Source organism: Streptomyces sp. ADMS (assembly GCF_033441795.1).
In the GTDB taxonomy this organism is placed as follows: domain Bacteria; phylum Actinomycetota; class Actinomycetes; order Streptomycetales; family Streptomycetaceae; genus Streptomyces.
The window spans coordinates 1-14,959 of record NZ_JAVFVX010000044.1 but is presented as its reverse complement, the minus strand read 5'-3'; the positions used below and the strand labels follow the sequence as shown (position 1 = coordinate 14,959).

The 14,959-nt window shown below is 68.0% G+C and carries 16 protein-coding genes; 8 read left to right on the top strand and 8 right to left on the bottom strand.

The window, feature by feature from the left end:
- Nucleotides 1–276: 276 nt before the first annotated feature.
- Complete coding sequence (locus RB628_RS20290; protein WP_318321903.1) at nt 277–1,944, bottom strand: fumarate hydratase; 1,668 nt, start codon at nt 1,942–1,944, stop codon at nt 277–279.
- Nucleotides 1,945–2,107: 163 nt separating this feature from the next.
- Here RB628_RS20290 and RB628_RS20285 point away from each other — a divergent pair, with 163 nt between their 5' ends.
- Together RB628_RS20285 and RB628_RS20280 are read left to right on the top strand one after the other, a co-directional pair.
- Entirely contained in the window at nt 2,108–2,818 is a 711-nt protein-coding gene (locus RB628_RS20285; protein ID WP_318321902.1) for a DUF1707 domain-containing protein, read from the top strand.
- Nucleotides 2,819–3,103: 285 nt separating this feature from the next.
- Nucleotides 3,104–3,475, top strand: coding sequence for a WhiB family transcriptional regulator (locus RB628_RS20280; protein ID WP_318321901.1), 372 nt, complete (start codon nt 3,104–3,106; stop codon nt 3,473–3,475).
- A 215-nt stretch (nt 3,476–3,690) separates the two neighbouring features.
- On the opposite strand, the gene glpX is transcribed toward RB628_RS20280, so the two are convergent.
- Nucleotides 3,691–4,725 carry a class II fructose-bisphosphatase gene (gene glpX, locus RB628_RS20275; protein ID WP_318321900.1) on the bottom strand — a complete coding sequence of 345 codons (1,035 nt, stop codon included), beginning with the start codon at nt 4,723–4,725 and terminating at the stop codon, nt 3,691–3,693.
- 126 nt (nt 4,726–4,851) lie between these two features.
- Between glpX and RB628_RS20270 the strand changes: the two genes are divergently transcribed.
- Nucleotides 4,852–5,382: a DUF4245 domain-containing protein gene (locus tag RB628_RS20270; RefSeq protein WP_318321899.1), complete on the top strand. Its 531-nt coding sequence runs from the start codon at nt 4,852–4,854 to the stop codon at nt 5,380–5,382.
- A gap of 78 nt (nt 5,383–5,460) precedes the next feature.
- Here RB628_RS20270 and RB628_RS20265 read toward each other — a convergent pair whose 3' ends face one another.
- The 3 genes from RB628_RS20265 to xseA form a co-directional block, all read right to left on the bottom strand.
- A complete protein-coding gene (locus RB628_RS20265) occupies nt 5,461–6,051 on the bottom strand; it encodes a malonic semialdehyde reductase (RefSeq protein WP_318321898.1) in 591 nt (196 codons plus the stop codon).
- 152 nt (nt 6,052–6,203) lie between these two features.
- A complete protein-coding gene (locus RB628_RS20260; RefSeq protein ID WP_318321897.1) occupies nt 6,204–6,461 on the bottom strand; it encodes an exodeoxyribonuclease VII small subunit in 258 nt (85 codons plus the stop codon).
- Nucleotides 6,462–6,470: 9 nt separating this feature from the next.
- Nucleotides 6,471–7,679 carry an exodeoxyribonuclease VII large subunit gene (gene xseA, locus RB628_RS20255; protein WP_318321896.1) on the bottom strand — a complete coding sequence of 403 codons (1,209 nt, stop codon included), beginning with the start codon at nt 7,677–7,679 and terminating at the stop codon, nt 6,471–6,473.
- 202 nt (nt 7,680–7,881) lie between these two features.
- Here xseA and RB628_RS20250 point away from each other — a divergent pair, with 202 nt between their 5' ends.
- Nucleotides 7,882–8,910, top strand: a complete 1,029-nt coding sequence (locus RB628_RS20250) for a 4-hydroxy-3-methylbut-2-enyl diphosphate reductase (protein WP_318321895.1) — start codon at nt 7,882–7,884, stop codon at nt 8,908–8,910.
- 29 nt (nt 8,911–8,939) lie between these two features.
- On the top strand, nt 8,940–9,686 hold the full coding sequence (ppgK, locus tag RB628_RS20245; protein WP_318321894.1) for a polyphosphate--glucose phosphotransferase: 747 nt from the start codon (nt 8,940–8,942) through the stop codon (nt 9,684–9,686).
- A gap of 209 nt (nt 9,687–9,895) precedes the next feature.
- On the opposite strand, the gene RB628_RS20240 is transcribed toward ppgK, so the two are convergent.
- Nucleotides 9,896–10,339: a DUF6542 domain-containing protein gene (locus RB628_RS20240; protein WP_318321893.1), complete on the bottom strand. Its 444-nt coding sequence runs from the start codon at nt 10,337–10,339 to the stop codon at nt 9,896–9,898.
- A 347-nt stretch (nt 10,340–10,686) separates the two neighbouring features.
- Between RB628_RS20240 and ychF the strand changes: the two genes are divergently transcribed.
- From ychF to RB628_RS20225, 3 genes are all read left to right on the top strand, one after another.
- Nucleotides 10,687–11,775, top strand: coding sequence for a redox-regulated ATPase YchF (ychF, locus tag RB628_RS20235; RefSeq protein WP_318321892.1), 1,089 nt, complete (start codon nt 10,687–10,689; stop codon nt 11,773–11,775).
- Between the two features lie 277 nt (nt 11,776–12,052).
- Nucleotides 12,053–12,337: a hypothetical protein gene (locus RB628_RS20230; protein WP_006138089.1), complete on the top strand. Its 285-nt coding sequence runs from the start codon at nt 12,053–12,055 to the stop codon at nt 12,335–12,337.
- On the top strand, nt 12,319–12,732 hold the full coding sequence (locus RB628_RS20225; RefSeq protein ID WP_318321891.1) for a DNA-binding protein: 414 nt from the start codon (nt 12,319–12,321) through the stop codon (nt 12,730–12,732). Before RB628_RS20230 ends, RB628_RS20225 begins: the two co-directional genes overlap by 19 nt.
- 160 nt (nt 12,733–12,892) lie before the next feature.
- On the opposite strand, the gene RB628_RS20220 is transcribed toward RB628_RS20225, so the two are convergent.
- Both RB628_RS20220 and RB628_RS20215 read right to left on the bottom strand, forming a co-directional pair.
- The gene (locus RB628_RS20220) at nt 12,893–14,284 is read right to left on the bottom strand and encodes a hypothetical protein (RefSeq protein ID WP_318321890.1); all 1,392 of its coding nucleotides are present in this window, start codon (nt 14,282–14,284) and stop codon (nt 12,893–12,895) included.
- A gap of 318 nt (nt 14,285–14,602) precedes the next feature.
- On the bottom strand, nt 14,603–14,959 hold a 357-nt coding region (locus RB628_RS20215), incomplete at its 5' end, for a hypothetical protein (protein WP_318321889.1).

Here is a 14,959-nt window from a genome sequence, read left to right as displayed (position 1 = left end):
TCAGTCAGGGTTTGGGTGTCCTGGCCTGTGCGGGGTCTGGAGGTGGCGGGTTTCTCGTGGGCTTCCTTCCCGCCCACCGCCCCCGCCGCTTCTTCAGCCAAGGCCCAGGCGTCTCAGCACGTCCGGCGTTCGAGGACGAGGCCGTTCAGGTCGATGGGGGTCTGGGGCGCAGCCCCAGCGGGGTCGATGGGGCGGCACCCCCCGGGGATGGGGCGGGTAGGGGCGGCGGGGGCGGAACAAGCCGACGCCCAGCCACCCCAGCCGCCCCGATCCCCACTACGCCGGCCCAGGCCCCCGCACCGGAATCGACGTGAACGTCGGCGCAGGCGCCGGGTCTTTGAAGAAGTCGTTGCCCTTGTCGTCAACCACGACGAACGCCGGGAAGTCCTCGACCTCGATCTTCCACACCGCCTCCATGCCGAGCTCCTCGTACTCGACGGCCTCGACCTTCTTGATGCAGTCCTGGGCGAGCCGAGCCGCCGGACCACCGATGGACCCCAGATAGAACCCACCGTGCGAACCGCACGCATCCGTGACCTGCTGCGACCGATTCCCCTTCGCCAGCATCACCTTGGACCCACCAGCGGCCTGGAACTGCTCGACGTACGAGTCCATGCGCCCGGCGGTGGTCGGCCCGAACGACCCGGACGCGTACCCCTCGGGCGTCTTCGCGGGCCCCGCGTAGTACACCGGGTGGTCCTTCAGGTACTGCGGCATCTCCTCACCCGCGTCCAACCGCTCCTTGATCTTGGCGTGCGCGATGTCACGGGCGACGACCAGCGGCCCGGACAGCGACAGCCGCGTCTTCACCGGGTACCTGGTCAGGGCGGCCAGGATGTCGTCCATGGGCTGGTTCAGGTCGATGCGAACCACATCCGACGACTCGTCGAGATGTTCATCGGTCGTCTCCGGCAGGAACCTCGCCGGATCGGTCTCCAGCTGCTCCAGGAAGACACCTTCCGCCGTGATCTTCGCGACGGCCTGCCGGTCGGCGGAACAGGACACGGCGATGGCGACGGGACACGAGGCGCCGTGCCGGGGCAGCCGCACCACCCGCACGTCGTGGCAGAAGTACTTGCCGCCGAACTGTGCCCCGATGCCGATCTTCTGCGTCAGCTCGAAGACCTTCTCCTCCAGTTCCCTGTCCCGGAAACCGTGCCCGAGCGGTGAACCCTCGCCCGGGATCTCGTCCAGGTAGTGCGCGGAGGCGTACTTGGCGGTCTTGAGCGCGTACTCGGCACTCGTACCACCCACCACGATCGCCAGGTGGTACGGCGGACAGGCCGCCGTACCCAGCGACCGGATCTTCTCCTCCAGGAACTTCATCATGGAGGCCTCGTTGAGGACGGCCTTGGTCTCCTGGTACAGGAACGACTTGTTGGCCGACCCGCCACCCTTGGCCATGAACAGGAACTTGTACGCGCCCCCGTCGGTGGCATACAGCTCGATCTGGGCCGGCAGGTTGGAGCCGGTGTTCTTCTCCTCCCACATGGTGAGCGGAGCCATCTGCGAGTAGCGCAGGTTCAGGTTCAGATACGCGTCGTAGATGCCCTCGGACAGGGCCGCCTCGTCCCCGCCCGTCGTGAGGACGTTCTGCCCGCGCTTGCCCATGACGATCGCCGTACCGGTGTCCTGGCACATGGGGAGCACGCCCGCCGCCGCGATGTTGGCGTTCTTCAGCAGGTCCAGTGCCACGAACTTGTCGTTGGCCGACGCCTCGGGGTCGTCGATGATCCGCCGCAACTGCGCCAGGTGGGCCGGCCGGAGATAGTGCTGGATGTCGTGGATGGCCTCCGCGGCGAGCTTGCGCAGCGCCTCCGGCTCGACCTTGAGGAACGTGCGCCCGTCGGCCTCGAAGGTGGAGACACCCTCGGAGGTCACCAGCCGGTACGGGGTGGTGTCCTCTCCCATGGGGAGCAGATCGGTGTACGCGAACTCAGGCATCTCGCCCATTCCTCACTCGACGAAGACAGCGGCCTGCCGTCATTGGCGGGCGCCCACCAGCGTATGACCTGCCGACGCGGAGGAGCTTGTCGGGTAGGACTCAGTCCAAGACCCGATGCCACACCCCTAGTCGCGATCTATCGCGTTTGGGTACGCTGCTTCCGTGGACCTTCAGAAGCACACCGAACCGCGCGCCTCCGAACTCCGTGCCACGGAACTCCGCGCTTCGGACGCCGAACGCGACCGCGTCGCGGACATCCTGCGCGAGGCGCTGGCCGAGGGCCGCCTCACACCCGACGAGCACGCAGAGCGCGTCGAGGGCGTGCTGAGCGCCAAGACGGTCGGGGAACTGGAGGTCTTCGTCCGGGACCTGCCCGCCGGCCACCGGTCCTACCAGTCCCACACGCCCCGGGGATACGCCCCCGCGCCCAACCGCCCCACCCCGGGCGCGATCCCGATGGACCCCGACGACAACGTGGTGGCGGTCTTCAGCAGCGCCGTCCGCAAGGGCCGTTGGCGCGCGGGGCGCCGGATGCACGCGTACGCGATCTTCGGCAGCGTCGAGATCGACCTCAGTGAGGCGATATTCGAGTACCAGCAGGTCGTGATCAAGGCGATCTCGGTCTTCGGCAGCGTCGAGATCCGGGTCCCGGAGAACGTGTCACTGCGCGGTACCGGCGGCGGTGTGCTCGGCGCCTTCGAGGTGCGCACGCTGGATTCGGGCGAACCCGGGGCACCCGTGGTCTATGTGGACGGGCTGGCCATACTCGGCAGTGTGGAGGCGAAGCCCAAGCGGGGCAGGATGATCGAGGACATACTGGGCCGCGTCTCCCGCAAGGTCGACAGGAGTTTGCGCAAACACCTGGACCGTTGACGGCTGTGAATTCGGTCGCACCCGAAGAGATTCGGTCAGCTCGCGACGCCTCCACAATGCCCTGGAATCCCAGCGGTCGGGAACTCAGTGCATAGGCGCGCGCACAGCGGGTAGGGCTTGCAGCATCGTCTCTTGGAGGGTGCCGTGGGCTTCACGCGGAACCCGGTACGCCCGGCACGCGCGCGCCTTGCGATCGCACGCCCCGGACGTCCCGGATCCGTCGCCCCGGTCCTCGTGGGCCCCACGGCTCCCTCCAGCTCGCGAAGCCGTCGTCAGGAGTAGACCGTGCTGCAACCGCCGCGTTCGTCCCTGCAGGTCGCTGCCGTTCCGCCCCAGCGGGTGCCAGTGCGAGAGAGGGACCAGGACGCCCCGTGGCACACCGAGGCGGTGTGCCGGCGCGACGAGGCGGGTCTCTTCTTCGCCCCTTCCAAGGAACCGACCGCGGCCCGGCTCTCCCGGGAGGAGGCGGCCAAGCGGGTGTGCGGCGGCTGTCCCGTCATGGTCGAGTGCCGCGAACACGCCCTGCTGCAACCCGAGCCGTACGGAGTCTGGGGCGGCCTCACCGCCGCCGAACGCCGAGTGGTCCTGGCCAGGCGCCGTCGCCGCGAAATGGAACTCCAGAAGACGGCCCGCGGCACGATAGCCGCGGCGGGCTGACCTCGCCGGGTCACGTTGGTCATGGGCAGGGGGCGCCCTCTCCGCACAGAGGGCGCCCCCTACTCCCGTACGGGCCTTGCGGTTCCCGGGTCAGAGGTGAGCTCGGTGGCAGCCGTGTGCCGGGCGAGCCCCCGCAGGAGTGCGGGGAACCGCGCGAACTGCCACAACGAACCCGCAGCCACCCACAACCGCAGTACTTCCCTCAGGCGACGGAGTCACTTCGCCCGGTCGAAGTCGATGGCGCTGTAAGCCCGCAGCTTGCTGAGCCGATGCTCGGACGAGATCTGCCGAACCGTCCCCGACTTCGACCGCATCACGATCGACTCCGTCATGGCCGTCTCCGACCGGTAGCGAACCCCGCGCAGCAACTCACCGTCGGTGATCCCGGTCGCGACGAAGAAGACGTTCTCACCGGAGACCAGGTCGTCGGTCAGCAGAACGCGGTCGAGATCGTGTCCCGCGTCCACCGCCCGCTGCCGCTCCTCGTCGTCCTTGGGCCACAACTTGCCCTGGATGGTGCCCCCGAGGCACTTCACGGCGCAGGCCGAGATGATGCCCTCGGGCGTGCCGCCGATACCCATCAGCAGATCGACGCCGGTGCCCTCGCGCAGCGCGAGGATGGAACCGGCGACGTCGCCGTCGGAGATCAGCTTCATGCGTGCGCCGGTCTCCCGGATCTCCTTGATGATGCCTTCGTGGCGCGGCCGGTCGAGAATGACGACGGTGACGTCCTCGGGCGTGACCCGCTTCGCCTTGGCGACCCGGCGGATGTTCACGGAGACGGGCGCGTTGATGTCGACGAAGTCGGCGGCGTCCGGCCCGGTGACCAGTTTGTCCATGTAGAAGACGGCGGACGGGTCGAACATCGACCCGCGGTCGGCCGCCGCGAGCACCGCGATGGCGTTCGTCATGCCCTTGGCGGTCAGGGTCGTACCGTCGATGGGGTCGACGGCGATGTCGCACTCGGGCCCGGTCCCGTCGCCGACACGCTCCCCGTTGAAGAGCATGGGCGCCTCGTCCTTCTCACCCTCACCGATGACGACGACGCCGTTCATCGAGACGGTCGAGACGAGGGTCCGCATGGCGCGCACCGCGGCACCATCGGCGCCGTTCTTGTCACCGCGGCCGACCCAGCGGCCCGCGGCCATCGCCGCGGCCTCGGTCACCCGGACGAGTTCCAGGGCGAGATTGCGGTCGGGAGCTTCGGAGGGGACTTCGAGTTCGGACGGCAGTTGATGATGCTCGGTCATCGAGACGCACCTTTCTGATACGACGACGGCCGGATGAGGGTGTAGCCCCGACTCTATCGTTAGGCAGACAAAATGAGCAGGGGGCCCCACGGATGAGCGGCTGATGCACCTGCGACGATAGGGAGCGTGGCAGGTTCGAACGGCAAGAACGGCAAGCAGAAGACGGCCCGGGACATGATTCTTTCCCTGGGTCTCATCAGTCTCGCGGCGGGAGTGATCTACTTCTTCATCCCGCACGACGACTCCGCTCCCGAGCTCAAACGGGTCGACTACCGCGTCGAGTTGCTGACGGCTCGCCGCGCCGCGAGCTATCCGGTGGCCGCGCCGGAGGGCCTGTCGGCCGACTGGAAGGCGACCTCGGTGCGTTTCTCGGGGAAGGACTTCGACGCGTGGCACCTCGGCTTCCATGACCCCGAGGGTGAATACGTGGCAGTGGAGCAGTCCGCTCAGAAGCCGTCCGTCTTCATCGATGACAAGACCCAGAGCGCCCGGGAGACGAAGGTCACCCAGCGCATAGGGGATGCGACGTGGACGCGGTACGAGGGCGAGAAGTACGACGCGCTGGTGCTGCGCGAGAAGGGCTCCACGACGGTGGTGGCGGGCACGGCGTCGTTCGACCACCTGACGAAGATGGCCCAGGCGCTGAAGACGACGTAGGAGAACGTGTAGGCAAGCAGGCGCGACCGAGGCCCCCGGCACGAGCCGGGGGCCTCGGTCGTGAACGCGTGGGTGAACTCAGACGGTGGTGATGACGTCGTCGTACGCCAGACGCGGGGAGCGCGGGTACCAGGCGTCGGCGCCCGGCCTGCCGATGTTGACGACCATCAGCGGGGTGTGGTCGCCGTCCAGGAACTCCTTCTGGACGCCCGCGAAGTCGAGACCGGTCATCGGACCGGCGGCGAGGCCGGCGGCACGCACGCCGATGATGAAGTACGCGGCCTGCAGGGCGGCGTTCAGCCCGGCGGCACCCTCGCGGGCGGAACGCTCGCCGAAGAAGAGGTCCTTGGCCTGGGGGAAGACCGGGAACAGGGTCGGCAGTTCCTCGTGGAACTCGTTGTCCGCGGAGAGGATCGCGACCAGCGGCGCCGTGGCGGTCTTCGCCTGGTTGCCCTCGGCCATGTGCTGCACGAGGCGCTCGCGGGCCTCGGGGGAGCGGACCAGGGTGATGCGCAGCGGGGTCTGGTTGAAGGCGGTGGGGCCGTACTTGACCAGGTCGTAGATCGCCTGGATCTGCTCGTCCGACACCGGTTCGTCGGTGAAGGTGTTCGCGGTACGGGCTTCGCGGAACAGCAGGTCCTGGGCGGCGGAGTCAAGAACGAGGGACATGGCAGACCTTCTGTAGACGTTCGCCGGATCCGTCGGATCGGGATCGGCTGACGAAATCGACAGTACAAAAGAGAAGTTCAAGGTTCAATCAAAAGTGGGGGATGGTGATCCGCTTCACAGAAAGTCGCGGTATCGGCAGGAGACGGCAAAGGTCACTCCGCTCCGGAGTCGGTTCCGGAGCCGTCCTCCTCGCCCCCCACCTCGGACTGCCCCCCGGCCAAGGCCGCGTCGAGCCGCTTGCGCGCCCCCTCCAGCCACTGCCGGCACACCTTGGCGAGCTCCTCACCGCGCTCCCAGAGGGCGAGGGACTCCTCCAGGGTCGTACCGCCCGTCTCCAGCCGCCGTACGACCTCGATCAGCTCGTCCCGCGCCTGCTCGTAGCCGAGCGCCTCACTCACGTTGCTGGTCATGCGCCCACCCTAGACATCGACTCGGACAGGGAACTCACCCTCGGCGACCCGCGCCCGCAAAGACTCACCGGCCGCCACGTCACCCGGGTCCCGGACCGCGTGCCCGTCGGCCTGCTGCAGCACGGCGTACCCGCGGCGCAGGGTCGCGGCGGGGGAGAGGCCCACCACTCGCGCGTGGGTGTGGGACAGCTCGGAATCGGCGCGGTCGAGGAGATGGCCGAGGGTGCGCCGCGACCGTTCGACGAGGGAGACGACATGGTCGGCCCGCTCGTCGATCATCCGGTGCGGATCCTCTATGGAGGGCCGGGCGAGGGCGTGCGCGAGCCCGCGCTCCTCCCGCTCGACGAAGGCGCGGACGGACCGTCTGGCCCGGTCGAGCAGCAGCCGCACCCGCTCGTACTCCTCACCCACGTCCGGTACGACCTTCTTGGCGGCGTCGGTGGGGGTGGAGGCCCGCAGGTCCGCCACGTAGTCGAGGAGCGGATGGTCGGGCTCGTGGCCGATGGCGGAGACGACGGGCGTACGACAGGCGGCGACCGCCCGGACCAGCTGCTCGTCGGAGAAGGGCAGCAGATCCTCCACGCTCCCCCCGCCCCGAGCCACGACGATGACATCCACATCGCCGAGATCGTCCAGCTCCTTCACGGCCTGGACGACCTGCGGTACGGCGTGTACGCCCTGCACGGCGACGTTGCGCACCTCGAAGCGGACGGCCGGCCAGCGGCGCCGGGCGTTCTCCAGGACGTCGCGCTCGGCGGCGGAGGCCCGCCCGCACACGAGCCCGATGAGCTGCGGCAGAAAGGGCAGCGCCTTCTTCCGCTCGGCGGCGAACAGCCCTTCGTTGCCCAGGGCCTTCTTCAACTGCTCCAGCCGGGCGAGCAGTTCCCCGACCCCGACGGGCCGTATCTCGGTGGCCCGCAGCGACAACTGCCCCCGAGGGGCGTACCACTCGGGCTTCGCGAGTACGACGACACGGGCTCCCTCACTCACCACGTCGGCAACGGTGTCGAACACCTGCCGATAACAGGTGACGGCGACGGAGATGTCGTGCGAGGGGTCACGCAACGTCAGAAACACCACGCCGGCGCCGGGCCGCCGCGACAGCTGGGTGATCTGCCCCTCGACCCACACGGCACCGAGCCGGTCGATCCACCCCCCGATGAGCCGCGACACCTCACCAACGGGCAGCGGAGCGTCAGCGGACGTATTGAGACCCATACCGCGAGACTAACGGCCCGCACTGACAACACCGGGCAGGTCCTGTCCCGCCCGCATTTCCAGCCCGTTCGGCGTTTGGGGAGGAGCGCGTTCAGCGCGACAGGGGGGTCTGGGGGCAGCGCCCCCGGGGACAGGCTGGGACGGGCAGCGGCGGCGGGGGCGAAACCCGCACAAGCGTTACCGCACCGAGCGCGGCCTTACGATGGTTCGTATGACCGCTTCGCCTGGCCGCCGTGTCCTGCTCGCCGCCCCCCGGGGCTACTGCGCGGGAGTGGACCGCGCCGTGATCGCCGTCGAGAAGGCCCTCGAACAGTACGGGGCCCCCATCTACGTCCGGCACGAGATCGTGCACAACAAGTACGTCGTACAGACCCTCGAAAAGAAGGGCGCGATCTTCGTCGAGCGGACGGCGGAGGTCCCCGAGGGATCGATCGTCATGTTCTCCGCACACGGCGTCGCCCCGGTCGTGCACGACGAGGCCGCCGCCGGCAAGCTCGCGACCATCGACGCGACCTGCCCCCTCGTCACCAAGGTCCACAAGGAAGCCGTCCGTTTCGCCAATGAGGACTACGACATCCTCCTGATCGGTCACGAGGGCCACGAGGAGGTCATCGGCACCTCCGGCGAGGCCCCGGACCACATCACGCTGGTCGACGGACCGAAGGACGTCACCAAGGTCGAGGTCCGCGACCCGTCGAGGGTCGTCTGGCTGTCCCAGACCACCCTCTCCGTGGACGAGACGATGGAGACCGTCGACGCACTCAAGGAGAAGTTCCCGCAGCTGATCTCCCCGCCCAGCGACGACATCTGCTACGCCACCCAGAACCGTCAGCTCGCGGTGAAGCAGATGGGTGAGGAGGCGGAGCTGGTGATCGTCGTCGGCTCCAGGAACTCCTCGAACTCGGTCCGCCTGGTCGAGGTCGCGAAACTCGCCGGCTCGCGCGAGGCATACCTCGTGGACTTCGCCGACGAGATCGACGAGGCGTGGCTGGACGGCGTGTCGACGGTCGGCGTCACCTCGGGCGCGTCGGTCCCCGAGGTCCTGGTCGAGCAGGTCCTGGAGTGGCTGTCGCAGCGCGGCTTCGAGGACGTGGAGCTCGTCAAGGCGGCCGAGGAGTCCATCACGTTCTCACTGCCGAAGGAGCTGCGCCGAGACCTGCGGGCGGAGGCGGCTGAGCTGGTGGCGCAGCGCACGGGCGTGACGCCCGCACCCACCCCCTCGGGTGAGTGACTGTCAGTCGTACGCCGTAACGTAGAGCCATGCACATTTTCGGCGTGGACATCGGTGGGTCAGGGATCAAGGGTGCCCCTGTGGATCTGGACAGGGGTGACCTCGCGGAGGAACGCTTCAAGGTGCTGACCCCGCACCCGGCCACGCCCGACGCGGTGGCGGACGGCGTGAAGGAGGTCGTCGGCCACTTCGGCTGGACGGGCCCGGTCGGGATCACCTTCCCGGGCGTGGTCACGGGTGGCTCGACGATCCGTACGGCGGCGAACGTCGACAAGGACTGGATCGACACGGACGCGCGCGCGTTGCTCAGCGCCCGGCTGGGCGGCCTCCCGGTGACGGTGCTGAACGACGCGGACGCGGCGGGCGTCGCCGAGATGCAGTTCGGCGCAGGCCGCGACCGCAGGGGCACGGTCGCCCTCCTCACCTTCGGCACGGGCATCGGCAGCGCCCTCTTCGCGGAGGGTGTCCTGGTCCCGAACACGGAACTGGGCCACCTGGAACTGCACGGTCACGACGCGGAGACCCGGGCGTCCACCAAGGCCAAGGACGACAACGAGTTGACGTGGGAGCACTGGGCCCAGCGCGTCCAGAAGTACCTGGCCCATGTGGAGATGCTGTTCTCCCCCGAGCTGTTCATCATCGGCGGCGGCGTCAGCCGCAAGTCCCACAAGTTCCTGCCGCTGATCGAGGGCATCAAGGCGGAGATCGTCCCGGCGCAGCTGCAGAACAACGCGGGAATCGTGGGCGCGGCGATGCGGGCGGCCAAGGAGGCGTAACCGGGCGGGGGGCCGGGGGCCGGGCGGGGGACTTGGGGCGCCTGGAAACTCGGGGGCCTCGGGAACTCGTGGCCCTTCCGGGCCCCCGGCTTTCTGGGGCCCCCGGCCTTCGGGCCCCCGGCCTTCCGGGTCTGCGGGAACTCCGGCCTTCCGGGTCTGCGGGAGCCCCGGTCCCCCGCACCCTGAGATCCCCAAAAAACTTCAGCAACTCACACCGGCATACGAGCCCGTCCCGCCCGTCGGTTCATCAGGCGGACCTTCCGCACGGTCGCGATGACGCCCGCGACGAGCGTCCCCCCGTACAGCCACCCGGCCTGGGTGGCTAGCGCGGTGACGATGCCCATCAGGCGGGAGAAGATCCCGCCGTCGCCGTCCGCCACGGGCAGCAGGCCCACGGTGAAGGCAATGGGTACGACGACGGGCGCCGTCACCAGGTCCGCGCCCCGCACCCAGGCCGCGGTCAGCACGCACACCGGCAGGAAAAGGACGCTGTACACCGTCAGGGACGCCCCGAACAGCAACTGGTCGAGACAGCCGAGCGCGAACATCACCGCGGCGCAGAACAGCCCGCCGCCGAGCCCGGTGAGCCGGGGATTCGGCATCCGCCGCAGGGCTTGTACGACCGGCGGAGCGGACCGCCGGGTGGTGGCCACGGGACGCCGGGATCCGGCCGCCGCCCGCCCTGCGGTCCGGTCGCCCCGCGGGGCCGGCGGGGTGCCGCGGCCGGGCCTGGCCGGGCCGGAGTGCGGGGGACGGGGTCGGATCCTGTGTTGCTCCACGGGACCAACCTAGGTCGGCCCGCGTACGGAACAGCCCCTCAGACACGCCGAATACACGCCGAACAAGCGCTCAGGACACGCCGACGGACAGACAGCCGGACTGACCTCCGGACAGACCTTGGTCAGGCCTTCGATACGGCGCCGGGCGGGGGTACGGCAGCCCGTAGACTGGGGGATCGTCTCCACTCTCCTCACCCTCCTCTCGTACGGGAAGTCGCAACGTGTCGCTCACGATCGGAATCGTCGGTCTGCCGAATGTCGGCAAGTCGACCATGTTCAACGCCCTGACCAAGAACGACGTGCTGGCGGCCAACTACCCGTTCGCCACGATCGAGCCGAACGTCGGCGTGGTCGGTGTCCCGGACGCGCGCCTCGCGAAGCTGGCCGAGATCTTCGGCTCGCAGAAGATCCTTCCGGCGACCGTCGACTTCGTCGACATCGCCGGCATCGTGAAGGGCGCCTCGGAGGGTGAGGGGCTGGGCAACAAGTTCCTCGCGAACATCCGCGAGTCCGACGCGATCTGCCAGGTCATCCGCGCCTTCCAGGACGAGAACGTCGTGCATGTCGACGGCAAGGTCTCGCCGAAGGACGACATCGAGACGATCAACACCGAGCTGATCCTCGCGGACCTCCAGACCATCGAGAAGGTCCTGCCGCGCCTCCAGCGGGAGTCGCGTATCAAGAAGGACATCGGGCCGAAGGTCGCCGCGGTCGAGGCGGCGAAGGAGATCCTGGAGAAGGGCGACACGCTGTTCTCCGTGGGCATCGTCCAGGGCTCCGGCAACGAGGAACTCCTCCACGACCTGCACCTCCTCACCACCAAGCCCTTCCTCTACGTCTTCAACGTCGACGAGGACGAACTGGTCGACGACGCCTTCAAGGACGAGCAGCGCGCCCTGGTCGCCCCCGCCGAGGCGATCTTCCTCAACGCCAAGCTGGAGGCGGACCTCGCCGAGCTCGACGAGGAGGAGGCGATGGAACTCCTGGAGTCGGTCGGCGTCGAGGAGCCCGGCATGGCGACCCTGGCCCGAGTCGGCTTCAACACCCTGGGGCTGCAGACCTACCTGACGGCCGGCCCCAAGGAATCCCGCGCCTGGACCATCAAGAAGGGCGCCACCGCCCCCGAGGCCGCCGGAGTCATCCACACCGACTTCCAGAAGGGCTTCATCAAGGCGGAGGTCATCTCCTTCGAGGACCTGGTGGAAACGGGCTCGGTCGCCGAGGCCCGCGCCAAGGGCAAGGCACGTATGGAGGGCAAGGAGTATGTGATGCAGGACGGGGACGTGGTGGAGTTCCGCTTCAACGTGTAGCGGCTGACGTATCACCACGTCGCTGATCTGGCAAACATGCATGTCAGGTGGGGCTCGACTCTTCGGGGTCGGGCCCTTTGTTTTTTCCCGTGCTGGGATGGTGCTGGGATAGCTGACCCCTCGTCACCTGTTATCACCCCTGCTCATCCCTACCGTGCTGGGATCGTGCTGGGACGGGATGGGATGCCCGTGCTGGGATTTGCGCGAGCGGGACGCTGGCCGAGTGTGAGGTAGTGCGGACGTGGCACTTTTCCTACTCGTTTGACACAATCGGGGTATGGCTGAGACGACGTACAGCATCGGGGAAGGGCCGGCGACACGGGTGAGCCTGTCGCTGCCGGAGGGGACCGCGGAGGCGATTCGGGCGCGGGTGGGCAAGAGGGAGTTCTCCGCATTCATCGCCGAGGCGGTCGAACGTGAGCTGCGCGGACAGGTCCTGGACGAGTACCTGGCGGACTACGAGAGCCGCAAGGGGCCGGTCTCCGAGCCGGCTCGTCAGCGGGCGCGGCAGGTCTTCGACGAGGTGTTTGCCGAGGAGGCTGAGTGGCCCGCCGCCGGTTGAGTCACGAGGGAACTTTGGTCCTCGACAGCGAGGGACTCTCGAAGCTGCTCGCCGACGATGAGCAGGTGGTGGCTCTGATCGCTGAGGCGCGCTCGCGCAGCATGGAGGTCGTGATCAGTGCGCTCACCATCATCGAAGTCGTCCACGCCCGTACGAACAAGTCCCGCCTGAACTGGGTGCTTTCCGGGCTGCGGGTCGTCGCAGTCGGTGACGAGGAGGCGAGGGCGGCCTCGAAGTTGCTGATGAATGCCGGGTTGCACGGACACAAGTACGCGATCGATGCGGCCGTCGCCGAGGCCGCGCTGCGACAACACCGCCCCGTGGTCATGCTGACTTCCGATATCGACGACATGACGAAACTGTGCGGCGAGCGGGTCCGGCTCGTGGCGGTGTGATTTCCCCTGGTTCGGCTTCTGCCTTTCGACGGTTGATCAGTGAGTGGCGGTGGAACTACCAATATTCGGCGGACCACCGGTTTCGGTAACCGGCGATCCGCCGCTATGTTGCCGATCTTCCGCTTGGTGAAATTCCGTAGGTCGTGGGCGGAGTCAAAGCTCAGTAGGAGCGGGGCCCGTAGGGGCTCCAGTGACCGAGGAAGGGCTTGAGGTCGTCGCCGCTGGGCTTCGGTGGTGTGGGCAGTTTCGGTGCTGAGGCCGATTCGATGAGGATTTGGAGGTGCGCGTCCGCGAACGCGAGCCACGCCTCGATCTCGGTCCGCTCCTGCCTGGGCGGAAGCGATGTGGCGTGGTTGCGTACTGCTGCGATGTATTCGGTCAGGCGGCTGGCCTGGTACCAGGTGTCTGCCTGTTCTCCGAGGCGTTTGACGCGATAGGCGTGGGCGTAGGCGGCGTGGGCTTCCTGCATGGCGGCTTCCCAGCGCTTTTGCTGTACCTCTCTGGCTTTCTGGTCTGCAAGGCGTTTACGCTCCGCGGCTTCGCCGCGTAGACCGACCTCCTGCGCGATCTCGGCGAGTTGTTCTTCCAGAGGCCGGTCGGGGAGATCCGCCCATTCGCTTGCGCGGTGCGGGCTGCCGCCGCGGAGCATGAAACGCAGCCGGCTGGAGGGGGTGTAGTCGAAGCGGGCGATGCGCATCCATGAGTACTTCTTGGCCTCGGCGAGCTCCTTGTCAGTGGGGACGTGTTCGCTGCGATCTTGTTCTTGAAGGACGAGGAATCCGACGCTTTCGCCTTGGGCGGTGATGGAGAAGTGCGGTGGTGCCTTGCGGCGCCGATGGGGTGGCGGAGCGCCTTGTGTGGTTCCGAGTGCTGCCTTGTGGCCTTGTGCTTCGGTGGCGGTGATGAGGGTTTGGATGATGCGCAGGGCTCGGCCCTGGAGGGGTTTGGTCAGGCCCATGGGCTGCGGCTGCCTTTGGAAGGCGGCCACGACGGCATGGGGTTTGGTGAGTCTGGCCGGAACATGCAGCGGGGTGAGTTCCGCGAGGCGCCAGGCAGGGATGTCGACCAGCTTGATCTCGTAGCCGCGGTGGGTGCGGTATCCGTGGAGTTCCTGCGTGTGTGGGATCTTGCCGGACTTGCGGGCGGCGTTGACCCGTGACGCCCAATTCACCGCGGGCGGGCCGGATTCGATGGGCTTGATGAGACAGCCGTCGTTCGCAGCGGCCAGTTCTTCGAGTAGCTGGTCCGCGTAGTTCGTAAGGGCCTTCGGCGCGGCTCTGGGGCGTGGCGGTGCCGGTTTTCGAGCGGGCCGTTCCGGCGGTGGGGTGCTCTGCTCCACGGGGTGGATGCCGCGTTCGATGAGGTGCTGCCGCCCCTTCTCGGTGAGGTGGGCGCTCCAATGTCCGCGGCGTTTGGTGACTTTGATGAGCCCTCGGTTCTGCAGGGCCTGTCCGCTGGTCTTGTACGTACTGTCCGGCCAGACTCCGTCGGGACACCCCTGGCCCACCCAGTCGAGCACGGCCTGCTGCCGCTCATTGAGGGCCTGTTCCATGTAGCCTCCCGCCGTTCCCTGGGTGCGCTGCCCCCAGAGACAATGCCCGCTACCCTTGCGGGAATTCGGGGCTGCTGAGAGGACCCCTCCTTCGGATGACAGGTACCGGAAGGCGCGCTAATGGCGAGAACAGTTCTTCTGGGGCTGATGCGACCGTCTCCAGCGCTGGGAGACTCGAGCGGGGCCCCCGGGACCAGCTATCGGCCTATCTGTCCGTCGTCGTCGGCCAGCCCCGCAACGGCCCACAGACGGCCCGATCGAACCTCTCCCATGGGTGCTGAGGGTGTTTTTCCCATGGCCAATGGCCTTGCGGCATCATCACCCGGCATGGATCCTGCCGTCACAGCCGCGCTCATCACCACCCCCACCGCCATTTTGGCCGCCGCAGCGGCCTACGCCGCAGGGAGCGCCCAGGGACGCGGGAGCGTGGACGCTGTCCGCCGCCAGCAACAACGCGAGGTCTACGCCGCATTTCTCACAGCTGCCCGGCGGCACAGGGCCGACATCGGGGAGGCTCTCACTCACGCCGCGGAGATACGACTGGCGCGCGCTGCCGGCGAGCCGCTTAGTCCTGAGGAAGAGGACCAGCGGCGTCAGGCGATCGCAGACACCGCCCAGGCTGGCCCATTGAGTGGTGTGCATCGTGAAGTCGCAGGTCACGGGTCTGGTGTGAAT